Here is a 565-nt window from a genome sequence, read left to right as displayed (position 1 = left end):
TGCTTGTGGATAAATGGTCGGTTTTGCATAAAATTCAACCAGACCTACCTTCGCAGCTGTGAACTATAGCAGTGGACGGTAATATCAGCAACGAGCATTGCGGCAAACGATGAAATTTTTTCGTGTTTCATTCAATTTTGCGTTTGCTAACTGATTGTTTAATAAACAACGATTGAGTTATTAGTAACCTGTGAGTAACTTTGAACTGCTCTATTACACGGTCAGCAAAAAATTCTACGGTTTTACCTAGTCGTGGAAAACCGCTAAAATGTGCGGCTTTGCGAACAAATAGCACAAGTTTGCCATAATAATGACTTGCTCGATGCTTGTATCACAACAAGTCAGCAGACCCAGCAAATTTACCTTTAGAATAGCGCCATGAATGAAATAAGAACTAAAGTCCAAATCGTCGATATTGATGAAGATATGGCAGGGCAGCGTATTGATAATTTTCTACGCAACCAACTGAAAGATGTTCCGAAAAGCATGATTTACCGAATTGTGCGTAAGGGAGAAGTGCGCGTAAACAAAAAGCGAGTTAAGGCCGAATATAAATTTGGCTGCT

The 565-nt window shown here is 39.5% G+C and carries 1 protein-coding gene; it reads left to right on the top strand.

The annotated features are described in order from the left end of the window. Positions 1-378: 378 nt before the first annotated feature. A partial coding sequence (locus CIK04_RS27540) for a S4 domain-containing protein (RefSeq protein ID WP_325205907.1) occupies positions 379-565 on the top strand: 187 nt, incomplete at its 3' end.

The organism is Vibrio sp. 03_296 (assembly GCF_002265885.1).
Note: the sequence above shows the minus strand (reverse complement) of the source record. Positions and strands in the feature narration are given on the sequence as shown.